Source organism: Ihubacter massiliensis (genome assembly GCF_024125305.1).
Classification (GTDB): domain Bacteria; phylum Bacillota; class Clostridia; order Peptostreptococcales; family Anaerovoracaceae; genus Hominibacterium; species Hominibacterium faecale.
On sequence record NZ_JAMXVH010000001.1, the window covers coordinates 1,167,158 to 1,183,401 of the forward strand.

Annotated in this window: 18 protein-coding genes; 2 read left to right on the plus strand and 16 right to left on the minus strand. The window is 48.9% G+C overall.

The genetic code is table 11. The features are described 5' to 3' along the window. Nucleotides 1-2: 2 nt before the first annotated feature. The 3 genes from NIA71_RS05375 to NIA71_RS05385 are packed head-to-tail and all read right to left on the minus strand — an operon-like array spanning nucleotide 3 to nucleotide 2,188. Nucleotides 3-917, minus strand: coding sequence for a glycine betaine ABC transporter substrate-binding protein (locus tag NIA71_RS05375; RefSeq protein WP_227755397.1), 915 nt, complete (start codon nucleotides 915-917; stop codon nucleotides 3-5). A gap of 1 nt (nucleotide 918) precedes the next feature. Further along, a complete protein-coding gene (locus NIA71_RS05380; RefSeq protein ID WP_336246067.1) occupies nucleotides 919-1,554 on the minus strand; it encodes an ABC transporter permease in 636 nt (211 codons plus the stop codon). A gap of 25 nt (nucleotides 1,555-1,579) precedes the next feature. Then, complete coding sequence (locus NIA71_RS05385; protein WP_148398617.1) at nucleotides 1,580-2,188, minus strand: 4Fe-4S binding protein; 609 nt, start codon at nucleotides 2,186-2,188, stop codon at nucleotides 1,580-1,582. Nucleotides 2,189-2,277: 89 nt separating this feature from the next. Here NIA71_RS05385 and NIA71_RS05390 point away from each other — a divergent pair, with 89 nt between their 5' ends. Next, nucleotides 2,278-2,628 (plus strand): winged helix-turn-helix transcriptional regulator, encoded by a 351-nt coding sequence (locus NIA71_RS05390; protein ID WP_148398618.1) that lies wholly within the window; start codon nucleotides 2,278-2,280, stop codon nucleotides 2,626-2,628. Here the strand turns inward: NIA71_RS05390 and NIA71_RS05395 are convergent. From NIA71_RS05395 to NIA71_RS05410, 4 genes are all read right to left on the minus strand, one after another. Beyond that, a complete protein-coding gene (locus NIA71_RS05395) occupies nucleotides 2,577-3,422 on the minus strand; it encodes a protein-ADP-ribose hydrolase (RefSeq protein ID WP_148398620.1) in 846 nt (281 codons plus the stop codon). The genes NIA71_RS05390 and NIA71_RS05395 overlap by 52 nt on opposite strands. A 17-nt stretch (nucleotides 3,423-3,439) precedes the next feature. Continuing rightward, entirely contained in the window at nucleotides 3,440-4,312 is an 873-nt protein-coding gene (locus NIA71_RS05400) for an SIR2 family NAD-dependent protein deacylase (protein ID WP_253019850.1), read from the minus strand. 135 nt (nucleotides 4,313-4,447) lie between these two features. After that, nucleotides 4,448-5,779, minus strand: a complete 1,332-nt coding sequence (locus NIA71_RS05405) for an MATE family efflux transporter (protein WP_148398622.1) — start codon at nucleotides 5,777-5,779, stop codon at nucleotides 4,448-4,450. Beyond that, nucleotides 5,769-6,209: a MarR family winged helix-turn-helix transcriptional regulator gene (locus NIA71_RS05410; protein WP_253019851.1), complete on the minus strand. Its 441-nt coding sequence runs from the start codon at nucleotides 6,207-6,209 to the stop codon at nucleotides 5,769-5,771. Before NIA71_RS05410 ends, NIA71_RS05405 begins: the two co-directional genes overlap by 11 nt. Before the next feature lie 144 nt (nucleotides 6,210-6,353). Between NIA71_RS05410 and NIA71_RS05415 the strand changes: the two genes are divergently transcribed. Further along, nucleotides 6,354-7,664, plus strand: a complete 1,311-nt coding sequence (locus tag NIA71_RS05415; protein ID WP_253019852.1) for a M18 family aminopeptidase — start codon at nucleotides 6,354-6,356, stop codon at nucleotides 7,662-7,664. Here the strand turns inward: NIA71_RS05415 and NIA71_RS05420 are convergent. The 9 genes from NIA71_RS05420 to folK form a co-directional block, all read right to left on the minus strand. Continuing rightward, entirely contained in the window at nucleotides 7,657-9,024 is a 1,368-nt protein-coding gene (locus NIA71_RS05420; protein ID WP_227755401.1) for an amino acid permease, read from the minus strand. The two genes, NIA71_RS05415 and NIA71_RS05420, sit on opposite strands and share 8 nt — an antisense overlap. Before the next feature lie 526 nt (nucleotides 9,025-9,550). Continuing rightward, entirely contained in the window at nucleotides 9,551-9,940 is a 390-nt protein-coding gene (locus tag NIA71_RS05425) for a thioesterase family protein (protein WP_227755402.1), read from the minus strand. Nucleotides 9,941-9,998: 58 nt separating this feature from the next. After that, nucleotides 9,999-11,591 carry a hybrid sensor histidine kinase/response regulator gene (locus tag NIA71_RS05430; protein ID WP_253019853.1) on the minus strand — a complete coding sequence of 531 codons (1,593 nt, stop codon included), beginning with the start codon at nucleotides 11,589-11,591 and terminating at the stop codon, nucleotides 9,999-10,001. Beyond that, nucleotides 11,585-11,737, minus strand: a complete 153-nt coding sequence (locus NIA71_RS05435; protein ID WP_227108373.1) for a hypothetical protein — start codon at nucleotides 11,735-11,737, stop codon at nucleotides 11,585-11,587. The genes NIA71_RS05430 and NIA71_RS05435 overlap by 7 nt, the downstream gene beginning before the upstream one ends. Nucleotides 11,738-12,209: 472 nt before the next feature. Continuing rightward, nucleotides 12,210-13,151 (minus strand): GTP-binding protein, encoded by a 942-nt coding sequence (locus NIA71_RS05440; protein ID WP_227755403.1) that lies wholly within the window; start codon nucleotides 13,149-13,151, stop codon nucleotides 12,210-12,212. Nucleotides 13,152-13,180: 29 nt separating this feature from the next. Next, nucleotides 13,181-14,233 (minus strand): GTP-binding protein, encoded by a 1,053-nt coding sequence (locus tag NIA71_RS05445; RefSeq protein ID WP_253019854.1) that lies wholly within the window; start codon nucleotides 14,231-14,233, stop codon nucleotides 13,181-13,183. A gap of 20 nt (nucleotides 14,234-14,253) precedes the next feature. Next, nucleotides 14,254-15,096, minus strand: a complete 843-nt coding sequence (gene nudC / locus NIA71_RS05450) for an NAD(+) diphosphatase (RefSeq protein WP_227755405.1) — start codon at nucleotides 15,094-15,096, stop codon at nucleotides 14,254-14,256. Nucleotides 15,097-15,108: 12 nt separating this feature from the next. Further along, nucleotides 15,109-15,402 carry a hypothetical protein gene (locus NIA71_RS05455; RefSeq protein WP_148398638.1) on the minus strand — a complete coding sequence of 98 codons (294 nt, stop codon included), beginning with the start codon at nucleotides 15,400-15,402 and terminating at the stop codon, nucleotides 15,109-15,111. An 18-nt stretch (nucleotides 15,403-15,420) separates the two neighbouring features. Next, nucleotides 15,421-16,239 carry a 2-amino-4-hydroxy-6-hydroxymethyldihydropteridine diphosphokinase gene (gene folK, locus NIA71_RS05460; protein WP_148398640.1) on the minus strand — a complete coding sequence of 273 codons (819 nt, stop codon included), beginning with the start codon at nucleotides 16,237-16,239 and terminating at the stop codon, nucleotides 15,421-15,423. Nucleotides 16,240-16,244: the final 5 nt, after the last annotated feature.

The following is a 16,244-nucleotide window of genomic DNA, read 5'->3' on the forward strand; positions in this document are numbered from 1 at the left end:
GCTTACTCCTCGATCAAACCCTTAGAAACCAGGAATGCCTTAGCCACATCCCCTTCATTTTTGCCATCAATCTCCACCTGATAATTCAGCTCCGCCATTTCCTGATCGGTCAGAAGATTGTCCATCAGAGCCAGCGTCTTTTCCAGGTCAGGATATTTTTCCAAAGCATCCTCCCGCACGACGGTAGCACAATAGTAGTTATACTGGAGATGCTTGTCATCCTTCAGCACTTTCACGAAATCTTTGCTCAGCTGTGCGTCGGTAGTAAAAGCATTGGTCGCATCGATATCGCCTTTTTTCATAGCTTCGTATTTAAGGCCGATATCCACGTCCTTCACCTGTTTGAACTCGTACTGATACGCCGCCTTCAGCGCATCGAAGCCTTCTTCTTTTTCAAAATAATCCGGGTTGCCGCCGAACACCAGCTTATCCGCCACTTTGGTTAGATCGGAGCAAGTTTCCAGCTTATACTTGTCAGCAACCTCCTTGCGCACCGCTACGGCAAAGGTATTATTAAAGCCGTAAAGATTGGTCCAGGTCATGCCGTAGTTTTCATGGTATTCTTCCCGGAGTTTTTTCAGCATCTCATCATCGCTGACACCTTTGGACTCATGGCCCAGCACCATGGACCATCCGGAAGAAGTATATTCCGGATAAAGATCAAAATCCCCTTTTTCCATAGCCGGCTGAATGTTGCTGGTGCCGCCGCCAACGCCTTTAGTGATCTCCGCTTTATAATCGGTTTTGCTTTCGATCAGCTGCTTGATCATTTCACCCAAAATGTACTGCTCGGTCATCGGTTTGGTGGCGATCTTGATAGGCTCGCTGTCCGCCCCGCCGCCGCTTCCGCAGCCTGCGAAAGCCAGCGTCATCAATAATACCAGTATAAATGCTGTGATTTTCTTCCATGTTCTCATTTTAGTTCCCTCTCTTTTTCTTAATACGTTTTTCCATATGCCCCAAAAGAAGGTCGCTGATCAGCGCGATCAGTGCGATCAAGAAGCTGCCGCCAAAGGTCAGGGCTGTGTCGTAGATGGTAATGCCCCGATAAATGGCTACCCCCAGACCGCCCGCTCCGATGAAGGAGGCGATGGCTGCTACGGATATAGTCATCACCACCATATTGCGCAGACCGGCAATAATGACCCCCAGCGCCAGAGGCAGCTTGATTCTGGTCATAATCTGAAAGTTGGTGCTGCCCATGCCCCGGGCCGCCGTGACCACATCCTCACTCACACCCTTGATGCCCGCATAAGTATTTCGCACCATGGGCATGATTCCGTAAATGATCAGTGCCACCACCGCCGTTGTGTTTCCGATCCCTAATAGGGGAATCAACATTCCCAAAAGGGAGATGGAAGGGATAGTGTAAAAAACATTGGCAATGCCCAAAACAGGCGGCGCCGCCTTCTCGTGCTCCGCAATCCAAATCCCCAGCAGCAGACCGATCACCCCTGCAAAGACAATGGCGATCAAAGATAAACCAATATGCTCTGCGATCAGCTGGAGAAACCAATCTTTTCTTTCAATATACAGGCTGATAACTTCTTTCACAAACTCCAAAGCGCGCTCCTCCTTATCATGGATGCAGCCTGCGAATCGCTCCCTGCGGGCACGCCGCCAGACATGCGCCGCATTGCAGGCAATGACTCTTCATTATACCATAGGCTTGTCCCTTCACAATACATTTTTGAGGACAAACCGGAAGACAAAGCCCGCATCCGATGCAATCGTCCGTAATCTCAAACCCGGCCGCTTCTTCCTCTGTGTTGTATGCAAAGGTCTCCCGATTGATAGGATAGCTGAGAAGATCGAACCATTCGCCGCTGCCTTCATAAATCAGAAAAGCCTCCAAAGCATCCCTCGTCTTGCCGGGATATACCTCGTTCATCCCCGGATTGGCTTCAAAGACCCGGTCTACCCATTGTTTGTCCACTTGCCGCACCTTGCCGCTGAATTTCAGCGATTGACAATCCGGACACATGGCGCTGAGGGCGACCCGTCCCGTATCAATCAGCTGTTTGTAAAAGGGCTTGCCTTTGGAAGTTACGATATACATGCCTTCGTCTGCAGCGATCATCACATTGATAATCCTGCTCTGGGGACGCCCCTTTTCATCCACAGTGGCCGCCGATGCGATCTTGACCTGACGAAACAAATCCACATATTTTCTCGCTTTCTCATTCATTATCCTTTACCTCTTCTTTTTCTTTTATTATAATAGGAATTAGTTTATCTGCCGTAATACAACCTGTTTATAGAAAGGAGCCGATCCACATGCAAGAAAAAATTCCAAAATGTCCGGTGGAAATGACCCTTCAGCTCATTGGAAACAAGTGGAAGGTCCTGATTATCCGCGACCTGCTCTCCGGGACGAAACGTTTCAACGAACTGATGCGTTCCCTGAGCGGCATCACCCAAAAGGTGCTGACCAGCAATCTTCGCGATATGGAAAAGGCCGGTCTTCTAAATCGCACCGTTTACCCGGAAGTTCCGCCCAGAGTGGAATATTCTCTTACCGAAACAGGACTCAGCCTGCAGCCAGTCCTAAAATCCATGATCGATTGGGGAACCGCTTATAAAGAGCAGCTTACAGATGACGAGCCGCCGCAGAAAATTTCCCGGTAAATCTCATAGTCCCTTTCTTTGAATACATTGAAAATCACCGTATCCAGCTCCCCGTTTTCCCTCAGAAAATCGCGGACAGTTTTCACTGCGATCTCTGCAGCAATCTCCTGGGGAAAGTGGAATTCTCCGGTGGAAATACAGCAAAAGGCGATGCTCTTTAGTCCCTTTTCTGCCGCCAATCGAAGGCAGGATTCATAGCAGCCGGCCAGCAGCCGGCAGTCCTCATCTGTCAACGTATCTGCAACGATAGGACCTACTGTATGAATCACATATCTGCAGGGAAGGTTATATCCGCTGGTGATCTTGGCAGTTCCCGCAGGTTCGCTATGTCCCTGGGCTTTCATGATCCTGCTGCATTCCTCCCGCAGCTGCACCCCCGCAGCCGAGTGAATTGCGTTATCGATGCATCCGTGACAGGGTACAAAACATCCCAGAAGCTGTGAATTGGCCGCATTGACAATGGCATCCGCCGCCAGGGTAGTGATATCTCCCCGCCAAAGAACCATCCGCTCCCCATGTTCCATAGCGCACCCCAATTCCTCTTTCACAGATGCAAGGCGTGAAATAGAGACAATGCCCTTTTCCCGGGCCTCCTGCTGTAGGAACTGATCTTGGACTTTCAGAAAATCCTCATCCATCGGTTCCGGCATACGGATATTCATAAAGGATCGCATCAGCCTTCTTTTTTCGAGTTTCCCTTTGGGAATGACCAAATCCTTATAGCGGCCGCTGTCTCTTTTCAGCTCCCTTACCAGATATTCCAGCTGTTCTTCTTGTGTATCAAACTGACTCATCCGTCCCATCTCCTTTTTCAAAGCCTCGATTCGTACAGCAATAATTGGTTGAGTAGTTCCCCGATATCCCCATCCACGCAGATGGATCGATCCTCAATTTCACCCGGCGCCCAGGCTTCTCCCCGATTGATGCAAATGTAAAAAGCGCGGCTCATGCCCTTTGTCATCTTCCAGAAGGGATATTTAATGATGCCGGGGGTATTCATGCCCACACCCAGCTCCAGGAACACGATGCTTTTTTCCATGTTCTCGTTTAAAAACGCCTCATATCGCCGGGCAGCCCGGTGCCAGCTCTCATCTTCCACAAAAAAGCCGTCTGCGCGGAGATTGACCTCCATCTCACCGCCGCATACCGGACATTTCGGCACCAGCGAGGATGGAATACGGCAGTTTTTCTGGTGCTTCACCATTTCCCGGACCTGATTTTCATTCTCATACAGCCTTTTGTGGCAAGCCCGCTTGCACTGGAAAAGCCCGTAATCCCCCTGAGTCGCAAAAATCCGATCATCGTCAAATCCCGCCAGCTGAAATTGATGGTCCACATTGGTGGTGATGACAAAATAATTCCTGTCGTTCACCAGCTGAAATAAATCCTTGTATGCCCGGCCCGCTTCCATATCGTAGCGGTTGACATAAATATGCCTGCTCCAATAGGCCCACTTTTCCTCCGGGGTTTTAAACGGATAAAAACCTGCCGAGTACATATCCGTCATCCCATACCGCTCGATGAACTCGGAAAAATTGTCGGTAAAACGGGGTCCGTCGTAAGTAAAGCCTGCTGACGCAGAAAGACCGGCACCGGCCCCAATGACAAGGGCATCGGCCCGGTTTAAAATAAGAGCCATGCTCCTCAGTTTCTCTTTATTGCTGTCCCGTTTCCTATCTTCCATGGCCGCGGCCTCCTCTATTCATGTTAAGTCTATTATGACCGCATGTTTTCAGCTTGTAAAGACGGCACTTCAAAGTGGGATAGGCACCAAAAGGATACCATTGGCGGGCATCAGCCCGAAAAAGCCCTCAGCATTTCAGGCGTATGCATATCGATCTTTTCTGGAAATGAGAAAGATAATTGCCACAAAAAACCCAAGAATTTCTGCTATCGGCACAGCGATCCAAATCCCAGCGCCGCCCAGTAAATAAGGCAGAATAAGAATCGCTCCCACAATGAAAATAAAGGTTCTGGAAAAGGATATGACAGCCGATATCTTCCCGTCGGAAAAGGCCGTAAACATGGAAGAAGCAAAGATGCCCAGACCCATGATCAGGAACGCCGGCGAATACAGCCAGAACCCGTTTAGGGCGATATCATAAACCCTGCTGTCTGCGGGCGTAAAAATTGTAAGGGCATGGGTTACGGTCAACTGGATCAGGATATTTGCCAGGACGGAGCTTATGATCAAGAATAAGATACTGCTTTTAAAGATTTTTTTTAATTGCTCTTGATCTCCACTTCCGTACTTAAAGCTGATGATCGGCGCGATCCCGTTGGAGTAGCCAAAATAGAGGGCGGTAAATAGATATTGGAAATATAGCAGGATCGTTATTGAAGCAACGCCGTCTTCTCCGTAAAAATCCAGTAAGATATAGTTGAACAAAAAGGTCGTTGCAGCATTGGCTAAATTCACCACCATCTCTGAAGAACCATTTGCACATGACTGCCGAAGAACCTTCCAGTCCACTGCCGGTCTGACCAAATGAAGCGGATTCTCTTTTTTCTTCAGAAAAAAGACCGATCCGACAACAGCAGGAACGCAATATCCCAATCCGGTAGCCAGAGCCGCGCCAGACACGCCCATATCCAGCGGCGCCATGAAAATAAAGTCCAATACAATGTTTACAATACCAGCGGACACAGTAACCATCAAGCCGAGAGCAGGTTTTCCCGCAGTAACCAAAAAGGTCTGGAAGGCCGTCTGCAGGAAAAAGGCAGGGGCAAAGGCAAATATAATTCTGCCGTATGCAAGAGACATGGGAAGCTGTCTTTCGCTTGCTCCCAGCAACAGAACGATTTCCTCCAGAAACAAGTTGCCTGCAACGGCAAATACAATGCCAATCACCAGCTCCACGACAATTAGAAAGCTTAAAATTTTCTGTGCCTCTCTTTGCTTCCCTTCTCCCAGTTTTCTGGCTGCAATGGCGCTTCCTCCGGTAGCGATCATGATTCCAATGGCCATTTCAAAGCAGATTGCCGGGTAAATCATGTTTACAGCCGAAAGCGCTGTCGTTCCCGCCAGACGGGATACAAACATGCCGTCAACAATTATATACATGGACAAGGTAATCATCATAATTACATTGGGAATGGCAAAGGACAGCAAGGAAGCAAATGTAAACTTCCCGGCCAGTTTATTCTCCATGTTCCATTTCCTCCTTTAATAATTCATAGTAGTTTGTATTGCAGGCAATCAGCTGAGCTCGCTGCTCTTGTCCCATCTTTTTCATAGCCTTCTCTTCCATCTTATAAAGGGGCTCCAGTATGGAAGCTGCAAATGCTTTTCCCTTTTCTGTAAATGCGACGAGCCGTTCACGCTTATTCTCTGTATTTGCTGTTATTGTAAGATAGCCTTTCTTCTCAAAATCCAGCAAAATGCCATGGACGGTCTGCTTGGGCAGCGCCCACCATTGGCAAATTTGTTTTTGCGTACAAGTCTGACAATCGTCCAGCGTATATAAAATGACGAGAGCATTATAGTTGAGTCCGTGCTTTTTCGCCCATACTCCGTACAAGTCCAGAGTGCCGCTCAGCGCACGATTTACCAGCTTGATCTGTTCACGAATATTCATCATTCACCTCCACAAAATAGTACTGATTCGTACCATGTTTATTATAGTACGGATTAGTACTATTGTCAATGTCAAATTTCAAACATCTTGCATCCCAATTTTGGTTATTATAAAATAGAGGAACCATCAAACAACGGAGGATGAATTATGACAACGAATATCAACAAACAGCTCTTTGACTTTATCGAAAAAAGTCCCAGCTGTTTTCACGCCATTGACAATATGAAAAAGGAATTGACTGAACATGGATTTGAGGAACTGAGTGAGGCCGATTCCTGGAAGCTGGTCCGGGGAGGGCGCTATTTTGTAACACGAAACCTTTCCTCCCTGATCGCCTTTCATATCCCAAAAGAGGACGGAAGCGGATTTCATATCACGGCCAGCCACAGCGACTCGCCGACTTTTAAGATTAAAGAAAACTGTGAAATAGAAAAAGAGCAGCATTATATCCAGCTCAACGTGGAAAAATACGGCGGCATGTCCATGGCCCCCTGGCTTGACCGGCCGCTGTCCGCAGCCGGGCGGGTTCTGGTGAAGGACGGCTCATCCGTTCAAACCCGGCTCGTGTCCATTAACCGGGATTTGCTGCTGATCCCTAGCCTGGCCATTCATATGAATAAGGAAGTGAACGACGGCTATAAATTCAATGCCCAGACCGATCTTCTACCCTTATACGGCAGTGAAAACGCCCGCGGCAGCTTTATGAAACTGATCGCAGAGGCCGCGGATACGGAAGAAGATGCCATCTTGGGCAATGATCTCTTTTTATATCTGCGCATGAAAGGCAGTCTTTGGGGCGCGGACGACGAATTTATTTCCTGTCCCAGATTGGATGACCTTCAATGCGCCTTTGCCTCCCTCAAAGGCTTTCTGGCAGCGGAAAGCCCTGCTGCCATCTCGGTTCATTGCACGCTGGATAATGAAGAGACGGGAAGCGGCACCAAGCAGGGAGCAGCGTCCACCTTCCTCAAGGATACGCTGAAGCGGATTTTAATGGGCCTGGGTGCAGATCAGGAGGCCTACCATACCATGCTGGCAAACAGCTTTATGCTTTCGGCGGACAACGCCCATGCCGTTCACCCCAGCCACACGGACAAAACCGATCCCACCAACCGGCCTTACATGAATCACGGCGTGGTGATCAAGTATAACGCCAACCAAAAATACACCACCGACGGCGTATCGGCGGCCATATTCAAATCCATCTGTGAGAAAGCGGATGTTCCCTGTCAAACCTTCCTCAACCGGTCGGACATGGCCGGCGGCTCCACATTGGGCAATATTTCCAACACCCAGGTGCCCATGAATACGGTGGATATCGGCCTGGCCCAGCTGGCGATGCATACTCCATATGAAACAGCCGGTTCAAAGGATACCGCCTTTCTGATTCAGGCCATCAAGGAATTTTATCAAACGGAAATCCGCTGCAGACACGACGGCAGCTATACGATTATCTGAGAAAGCTGTGCCTTCTGCCATAAAGAAAATAGATGGACATACCGACAGCGGTCCAGATGAAGAATACCTTCCAGGTAACCGCACTCAGCTGCAGGGCAAGAAAGGCGCACATCACCATGGCAATCAGAGGCACAAGAGGGACTACCGGAACGCGAAAGCCACGGCGCAATTCCGGGCGGGACACCCGCAGCACTATTACGGTCACTGATACCAAAGAAAAGGCCCACAAGGTTCCCATGTTGCATAGCTCGGCAATGGTCCCGATGGGAAGAAAACCGCCTAAAACGCATCCCATCAGCCATACGCAGGCCACTGCTTTTGTCGGCACCCCGTTTTTGCTCACTCTGGAAAAAGCCGGAGGCAGCAGCCCATCCCGGGACATGGAGTAGATCAGCCTGGATTCACTTCCTAAAAACACCAGCACCCCGGTAGTCAGTCCTGCGATGGCTCCCGCCGATACCATAGCCGCTCCCCATCGAATGCCAGCTTCGTTGAGGGCAAAGGCCACCGGAGCGGCAACACCAGCGTAGGAAGAGTAACGGGTCACGCCTGTCAGCATAAAGGTTACGACAATATACAAAACCGTAGCCATCACCAGAGAACCGATGATTCCCTTGGGCATGTTCCGCTGCGGGTCGATCACCTCTTCCGCGGAATTGGCAATGGCATCAAACCCCAGATAGGCAAAGAATACCACCGCAGCGCCTGAGCAGACACCTTCCCATCCAAAAGGCAGGAAGGGATCGTAATTGGCCGGGTCGATGCGGCCGGCAACCAGAACGATGAACAGCAGGATGACCGTCAGCTTAATGGCAACCAGAAGATTGTTCAGTCTGGCGCTTTCTTTCGATCCTTTCAGCTGCAAAAGGGCCATGATCGTAATGATGCCGGCTGCCGGAAGATTGATCGCTCCTCCGCTGGATGGGTCGGCAAGAATGGCCTGGGGAAGCTCCAGCCCCAGGACCGGCAGAACATTGGAAATATACGCTGACCAGCCCACCGCTACTGCCGACATAGCCACCACGTATTCCAGCGTCAGGCACCATCCTATGAACCAGCCGAAGATTTCCCCCAGCCCCGCGTAAGCGAAGGTATACGCACCCCCGGAGGCGGGAATGGAGGATGCCAGTTCCGCGTAGCATAAAGCCGCGCAGCCGCAGGCGATCCCGGCCAGAAGAAAAGAAAAGACCAGTCCCGGTCCGGCATGTTCCGCGGCAGCCACCCCCGTAATCACAAAAATTCCCGAACCGATGATGACGCCGATCCCCATCATGGTCAGTTCAAAAGCGCCTAAAGTCCGCTTCAGCCCTCCCCCGCCGGTCTTTCCGATGGGCAGCTTCTTAAAAATGGTATTCTTCATGTTATATTTCCTCTTTCCGCCAAGATACTCTTTAAAGTATATTAGCCGGACCGGGAAATATTAAAAGCTTTCTGATTTTATGTAATTTCCTCTCCTGCTATTTAACAAAAAAACTGCCGACATAGAAATACGGATATTTGGAACCTTGTTTTGTGTAGACATTCATTGGATCGATTAAGCTAGAGAAAATTAAGAGTTTGGTTCAACAATCGGGGAAAACAACTCATTTGTTGAGCTAAAACACAGGCTTGCAGGCTGCCTAAATGGAAAAAACTTGTATATCAAAGCCTTTGTCAAAAATTGCAGCCTGTAGGCGTTGAAAAATCTCAACAACAAGAAAAAATTAATGCATTGTTGAACCAATTCTCTCATTCGACAACTTTCGGCACCACCCTCGGCAGTGCTGTCCCAATTGATCAATATCAATTTCATCGATATTTCCTGCATAATGAAAAAGAGCAGGGATGCTCTCTGGTATCTCCGCTCTTCTTCTCGTTTATTGCCCTTTGATCAGGCTGCCCTCCGATTATTTTTCTGCTTTTTTATCTGCCTTTGCCTGAAATTTTTCATTATCGACGATGAACCGTTCATGGTTTCCCTCACCGATGACACCGGCTTCATCTCTGGCGGTTACATGAAAGGTCAGCTTTCTGCCGTCCACAGCGATCAGCTCACTTTCGCAGGTCACAGTCATGCCCAGCGGCGTAGCGGCCGTATGCTTGATATCCAGCGCCGTACCCACGGTTCCCTGTCCATCTTCCAGATGAGGCGCCGCGCTCATCCAGGCTGTCTTTTCCATCAACGCGATCATGGCCGGAGTGGCAAATACCTTTAATGTGCCGCTTCCCATGGACAGAGCGCTGTTTTCTTCACAAACGGTCACCTGCTGCATCCCCTTGATTCCTGTTTCTAACATAATCTAAGTCTCCTTTTACAATTTATCGTTTGCTTCCGGCGTATTTTAACATACTTGTTTATTTTCTGTCAATGCCGCGCATTTCCCGCAGCACCTTGGCAAGCTCCCGCCTCTGCACTGGTTTGGAAATGTGGCGATCCATACCGGCTTTCTTTGATGCCTGGATATCCTCTGTGAAGGCATTTCCCGTGAGCGCGATGATCGGCACGCTGGCACCCGCATCCGACATGCTGCGGATCTGTTTTGTTGCCTCATAACCGTTCATTCCCGGCATCTGTACGTCCATGAGAACAGCATCGAATTGTTCTCCTTTAAGCCGGAATGAAGTGACAGCTTCCAGCCCGTTGCCCGCCCATTCTACCTTGCATCCGGTCAGTTCTAAAATATCCTTGAGTACTTCAGCGGTCAGTTCATTATCCTCAACAAGTAAAATTCGCAATCCTGCAAGATCATCCTTTTCCGACGATGCCAGGCTGGTTCTGCCCATATCCGCCGTTTCCTGCAATTGGAGCTGCAACGGCAGGTTGACAGTGAATATCGTTCCTTCTCCCAGCTTGCTTTCAACGAAAATCTTTCCGTCCATCAATTCTACCAGACTTTTGGTGATGGCCATTCCAAGGCCAGTTCCCTCTACGCCTCCATAAACACCGTTCCGTTCCTTTTCAAAAGGCTCAAAGATAACCTTCAAGAATTCCTCTGACATTCCATAACCATTATCAAATACTTTCATCTGATAGGTCACGTACATATCATCCTCGCCGGTTTTTGCCACAGTTTCCACGGCCTGAAAAAAGAGTTTCCCGCCCTCGGGCGTATACTTAACTGCATTGGATAATAAGTTGATCAAAATTTGTTTGATCCGTACAGCATCTCCGTTGACATGATCATGAACAATGATCCATTCTGTTTCCAGTTCCTGATTTTTGTCTTCTGCTTGGGTTTGTATAATATCCGTAACCGACTCCAGCAGCGTCGACATTTGAAAGCTCTCATAATCCAAGGACATTCTTTCGCTTTCAATTCTTGACATATCCAGCACATCGTTCAAGAGACTCAATAGATAATTGGAGGAGCGGAAAATCTTATGTATGTATCCTTGTACCTTTTCCCCGTCTTCTTTATGCTCAATCGCCAGATCCGCTAAGCCGATGATTGCATTTAGAGGTGCACGGATATCGTGTGATACGGTGGAAAGAAAGCGGCTCTTTGCATCGTTGGACCGGTTTGCTTCCAAAAGTTCCTGCCTGGTCTTATCTAACAGCGCCCTTTCCTTGGAATAATCCAAAACATGAAAAATCAGTTTTTCTTCGCTGCTGTCAAAAAGAAATGCAAGGCGCCATCTGCATTTGCACCAAACGGCCTGACCTGTACGCAGATTGGTCAGACAGCACTCTGATTCAAAAGGCTCTGAGCCTAACCGCATGGCTTCAAGGATTTCCTGCGAAACTCCCACCCGATCCAGCAGCGTAAAAACGCATCCTTCAGTATCTGCATTTTGTATGCCCAGCAGCGCATTTCCGCCTGTGCTGATATATTCAATATTAAGACTCAGGCGGTCGGCAACGATCAGAACATCTTCCGGACTGTCAAAGATTTCATCCATACACTCGTATCCAAGAGCCGACTCTTGCTCTTTCTTCCTCCTCAACATTTCTCTAACCTCTTTTCTTTTACCGCAGTAATGCAGATCGCCGCAAACATTCCCGGTTCTGCCCGATACACAGCTGCGGAAATTGTTGTTTTCTTTCCCTGAATCCTTCGGATATTTTCGCGCTCATCATATACTCTTATTTCCATTATACCCTCTTTTTTCCTAAATATGATAACATTTTAGTAAATTAACTCCTAACATAACATGATTTTACAATTAATTGCGCCAAATAAGCAATTTTCTTTTCGACAAAATCAGACAGATCCTGTGGATACGTCTGCTATGCAATCAGCCATATAGGCCTATATCTTTTTTATTACGTAGGAAATATCGTCAGCGATATTTCCGGAGTATCAACAAAGTCTACTTCTTTTAAGAATCGGCAAAGCCGACTTTGTTATAGTTCCCATGTTTCCGAGTAAATGTTATAGTGTAGACGCTGGGACAAGGAAAGTTGTCCGAAAAGAAGCTTTGTCTCCTCAACTTCATAAATATAAACCGAAGTGAGTGTAAAAGTGCAAGTCAAAAATGCGGGCGTCCATCCTGCATGTTTACTTTTTGCAAAAAGAAAGAGACACAGGGCCGGCTGTGCCTCTCCTTTTAATCTTGTGTTTTTTATCACGTAAAGGCGACCAGTTCCTGTTCCGGTTTGTTTCCTTCCTCAATATGAATCAAATGCAGCAGGGGGCCTTCTTCTCCGTACATTTTGCTGAAACCATAATCAAATTGAGCCGTAACCCGTACCCAGTCTCCATGTTCAAAGGGCATTTCACCCTCGAAGTCACAGATAAACCCCAGAAATTGAATATCATCTTCGCAGCAGGTCATGATATGGCGGCCGGGGACAAAGTATTTCTGAGAGGCTTTGGCGCTGGCGCAGTATCTTGCTGTAAACATAACCTCTTTTCCCATATAGCGGTCGGGATGGTCCATTGCATCCAGATACCAAAGCCCGTAATCCATATCCTCAATGACCACTGTCTGTCCGCTGTAATCAAAGGGCATTTCTTCGATTTCGTTTTCAAACATGGTGCCGTCGGTGCGCTCAAAAGCCACTTGGACCTGAGGATTAAGGGCTTTCAGGCTTCTTCTGAATTTGAGCCGATCCGTATCATCGCCGCAGCGGTTGAATATGATCAGATTGGACTCCTTCAGCGGCTCCATAAAAACCTTGCGCATGTTGGCAATATACATTTCTGCAGACCCGGCATCGACGGTGGAATAGATGCCGCCGATGAACCAGTCTTCGGGAATTCCGCTCTCAAACAGCGTACTCAGCTCCCACATCCCATTGTATTCGATTATAATTTGAGCCGGCCGGTACGTTTTTTCACAACGTTTCCAAAAAAGCTCATTGAGTTCTTCCGGATCCTCCACGTCGATCTTTTTTATTTGATATTGTTCCAAAAATGCATCGCTGAATGAGGTTTCCCCCTCTTCACACTGAATCAGCAGCGTCGTCCCCGGCTCCAGAAAGTCTTCTTCACCAGCGACCTCCTGAATCAGGGTCGTCTTTCCGCTGTCCAAAAGTCCTGTAAACAAATAAACAGGAATTTCCATAATCTCTGCCTCCTTATTGCTCCGGCCCTCTATTTACCAAAGACCCGCTTTAGATCGTCCGTTTTGAGCTCGGTCCCGATCACACAGATTCTGCCCGTATAGTCAGGGCGGCACCTGCGGATCTCTGTCTCTTCGGGGACCATGTCAAACTCGAGCCACTGTCCGTCCTCACCTTCCACGATGCCCTTAGCCCGCAGAACCGTGCCGAATTCATCGGTCATGCTGAGCATTTTCAGCGTATCCGCAAGCTCGGATTCATTGAATTTGTGGACCGTTTCGATCCCCCAGCTTGTGAACACTTCATCCGCATGATGGTGGCCTTCGTGATCGTGGTCGTGATGATGCCCATGATGCTCATGATGTTCATGGCCGCAGCTGCAGCTTTCATCGTGGTGGTGGTGATGTTCATGATGGTGATCTTCATGGTGGCAGGCTCCATGGTGGTGATCGTGGTCATGCTCCCTGGCCAGCTCCGCTTCCAGATCATGGGCGTGGTGCAGGGCGTCCAGAATCATTTCGCCGGAAAGCTGCTGCCAGGGCGTGGTAATGATGGCCGCATCCTCATTATGCTCCTGGATCAAAGCCAGGCATTCCTTGAGTTTTTCCTCGGTCATGTCCTGGGTACGGCTGACAACGATCGTGTCCGCGTTTTCCAGCTGGTTGTTATAGAATTCTCCGAAATTCTTGATATAGAGCTTTGCCTTTTTCCCATCCACAACTGTAATTTTGCAGTCGATCTCTACCTGGGCGCTTTCCTCCATCTCCTTGACGGCGGCGGCCACATCGGACAGCTTGCCCACGCCGGAAGGCTCGATGATCACCCGGTCAGGCTGGAATTCTTCCACCACCTGTTTGAGGGCTCTTGCAAAGTCGCCCACCAAGGTGCAGCAAATACAACCAGAATTCATTTCTGTAACTTCAATGCCGCAGTCCTGCATAAACCGGCTGTCAATGCCGATCTCACCGAATTCGTTTTCAATAAGAACGATCTTTTCATCCTTCCAAACTTTTGCAATCAGCTCTTTAATAAACGTCGTTTTTCCGGCGCCTAGAAAGCCGGATATCAGATCTACCTTTGTCATCGTTTCATTCCCCTTTCAACTTAAAACTTCCCAGTGCGGAAGGCTTCGATCATGGCCGCTGTGATACTGATGCCATTGTTTTGCTTCGGTATTTCATCTCTATGGAGCCAAACGGCTTCCGACAGCTCCTCCCGATCCAGCCGGACTTGGCTGCTTCCTGAAAGATCGGCGAAAAAGCCTGAGATCACCGAATCGGAAAATCCCCAGGGCTGACTTCCAAAATACTGAAGGTTTTCCACTTCCAGTCCCACTTCTTCCATTACTTCACGCCGCAGCGCGCCTTCCAGCGACTCGCCGATCTCAACAAATCCCGCGATCAGAGCCAGTCCTTTGTAAGGCCTGCCCGCGTATCTGGTGACCAGCAGCCGGTCGCCGTCTGTAACGGCGGCCATGATTACCGGCGAAATTCTGGGATATTGGATGTTCTTGCACTGGGGACAGACCATGGCCCGCTCCCATTTTCCCAGCTTTGCCGGACTTCCGCAGCAGCCGCAGAACAGGTGCTCCAGATACCAGTGATTCAAATGGCTGGCTGTCACCCCGGCCAGGGCGGCCCAGACAGGTGAAACCCCGTATAAATCCCGTAGATCGTGGTATTCCAGGTCTGTCTGCCCTTCTTCCAAATCATGGGGTAAAATGAGGAACATGGGCTCCTGATCCACGGAAAAGGCATAGAGGGCCTTTTCTTCATATGTTTCAAAGGACCCCGGCAACTGCCCCAGAACCGGCAGCGTCAGGTTTCCCTCTTTATCCTTGTGCAGCAATATCTTGCCGTCTTTGAATGTAAAGGCCATATGTTCTTTCTCTGCTTGCTGGCGTGCATAAGAATTGTCCAGCTTGTGCGGCGCTATATCCTGTATCATCGTCATTTCTCCTTAGAAGTATGGTTCAATATGTTCTCTTACGATCTGCATGATTTCATCCAGGCCTTCCGTACATTCCCAGTCATCGGCAATGTATCGTTTTACGGTTTTATAAATCCACTCTTGAAAATAAGCTGCAGCAGCTTCATAATCGTATCCCTGTTTTTGCAGCTGACGGATATCGCTCTCAGCGTAATCCACCATGATCTTGCAGCGTTTCTTTTCTTTCCCGTCAGTCACATCGTATACGGTGACATCGCAGTTATTGTGAAACGGCTTGTCGCAAACCAGTTTTATGCTATGCATCTTCTTTCTTCACCTCTTTTATTCAGATTCCAAATCGGCCAGCATTTCACTTACCCGCTTTCTTGTGAGCGGGTGCCGCACCAAGGGCGCGATCTGGGCCAGAGGCCGCAGAACAAAATCCCTTTTTTCCATTTCAATATGGGGGATGGTCAGATCCTCAGTATCCAGAATCAAATCATCATAGAGCAGAATATCCAGATCCAGGGTTCTAGGGCCCCAGCGTATTTCCCGCTTGCGCTCCGCATCCGCTTCGATCCTGTGGATCAGCTCCAGCAGTTCCTGCGGCGTCAGCAGCGTGTGCAGTTCAAGGCAGCCGTTGAGAAACTCATCCTGGTCCAGATATCCATAGGGCTCTGTCGTCAAAAAATTCGATACTTGCTTCACCCAGCAGCCTTCTTCCTCATCTAGGGCAGCCACCGCCTGTTTCAAGTATGCCTCTTTATCGCCCATATTAGACCCCAAAGCGATATAGGCCCGATGCCACCCGCGAAGGATTTCCACCGATACGGTCTCCAGCGGAATGCCGATCGGCGCCCAGGGCTTTTTGATTTCCAATTTGACCTGCTCCAGATTGGAGATCTCCATCAGCATTTTAAAAGCCAGCCTTTCCGCTGCGGTCTCCAGCAGCTTGAAGGTATTCTCTTCAATGAACGCTTTCATCATCTGGCTGACTTCGCCGTAGTGGATGGATGCGGTCAGATCGTCGGTCATTCCCGCCTTCCTCGTATCCGTATATAGAACCGCAGAGATGAGAAATTTTTGTCCCAGTGCGTTTTCTTCCGGAAAAACGCCGTGGCGGGCGAAAACTTCCAGATTCTTGATATAGATTTTGTCCATGGTTC

Coding starts and splice junctions, on each gene's coding strand:
- NIA71_RS05430 (WP_253019853.1), bottom strand. CDS start 11,591: ATGTTGAGGAGGAAGAAAGAGCAAGAGTCGGCTCTTGGATACGAGTGT.
- NIA71_RS05415 (WP_253019852.1), top strand. CDS start 6,354: ATGACAACGAATATCAACAAACAGCTCTTTGACTTTATCGAAAAAAGT.
- NIA71_RS05375 (WP_227755397.1), bottom strand. CDS start 917: ATGAGAACATGGAAGAAAATCACAGCATTTATACTGGTATTATTGATG.
- NIA71_RS05440 (WP_227755403.1), bottom strand. CDS start 13,151: ATGGAAATTCCTGTTTATTTGTTTACAGGACTTTTGGACAGCGGAAAG.
- NIA71_RS05455 (WP_148398638.1), bottom strand. CDS start 15,402: ATGCATAGCATAAAACTGGTTTGCGACAAGCCGTTTCACAATAACTGC.
- folK (WP_148398640.1), bottom strand. CDS start 16,239: ATGGACAAAATCTATATCAAGAATCTGGAAGTTTTCGCCCGCCACGGC.
- NIA71_RS05410 (WP_253019851.1), bottom strand. CDS start 6,209: ATGATGAATATTCGTGAACAGATCAAGCTGGTAAATCGTGCGCTGAGC.
- nudC (WP_227755405.1), bottom strand. CDS start 15,096: ATGATACAGGATATAGCGCCGCACAAGCTGGACAATTCTTATGCACGC.
- NIA71_RS05405 (WP_148398622.1), bottom strand. CDS start 5,779: ATGGAGAATAAACTGGCCGGGAAGTTTACATTTGCTTCCTTGCTGTCC.
- NIA71_RS05400 (WP_253019850.1), bottom strand. CDS start 4,312: ATGGAAGATAGGAAACGGGACAGCAATAAAGAGAAACTGAGGAGCATG.
- NIA71_RS05425 (WP_227755402.1), bottom strand. CDS start 9,940: ATGTTAGAAACAGGAATCAAGGGGATGCAGCAGGTGACCGTTTGTGAA.
- NIA71_RS05420 (WP_227755401.1), bottom strand. CDS start 9,024: ATGAAGAATACCATTTTTAAGAAGCTGCCCATCGGAAAGACCGGCGGG.
- NIA71_RS05385 (WP_148398617.1), bottom strand. CDS start 2,188: ATGAATGAGAAAGCGAGAAAATATGTGGATTTGTTTCGTCAGGTCAAG.
- NIA71_RS05390 (WP_148398618.1), top strand. CDS start 2,278: ATGCAAGAAAAAATTCCAAAATGTCCGGTGGAAATGACCCTTCAGCTC.
- NIA71_RS05445 (WP_253019854.1), bottom strand. CDS start 14,233: ATGACAAAGGTAGATCTGATATCCGGCTTTCTAGGCGCCGGAAAAACG.
- NIA71_RS05435 (WP_227108373.1), bottom strand. CDS start 11,737: ATGGAAATAAGAGTATATGATGAGCGCGAAAATATCCGAAGGATTCAG.
- NIA71_RS05395 (WP_148398620.1), bottom strand. CDS start 3,422: ATGAGTCAGTTTGATACACAAGAAGAACAGCTGGAATATCTGGTAAGG.